Below are 253 nucleotides of genomic sequence, written 5' to 3' on the forward strand. Positions count from 1 at the left end.
TAAAATGATTACATCGTCACCATCATGCCAGTTCACCGGTGTGGCAACCTTATAGCCATCGGTCAATTGGATCGAGTCGAGCACCCGTAAGATTTCGTTGAAGTTTCGGCCCGCACTCTTCGGATAGTCAGCGTCATTCTAATCTTCTTATTCGGATCGATCAGAAATACCGAACGCACTGCCGAGCTATCATCCTCCCCGGGATGCAGCATATCGTAAAGCCGAGAGATTGCTTTGTCTTCATCTCCAATAA

The 253-nt window shown here is 47.4% G+C and carries 1 pseudogene; it reads right to left on the reverse strand.

From position 1 onward, the window contains the following. Positions 1-253, reverse strand: a pseudogene (locus E8Q33_RS15270) (peroxidase); the annotation flags it as partial.

This window comes from Methylophaga sp. SB9B (assembly GCF_004832235.1).
Classification (GTDB): domain Bacteria; phylum Pseudomonadota; class Gammaproteobacteria; order Nitrosococcales; family Methylophagaceae; genus Methylophaga; species Methylophaga muralis.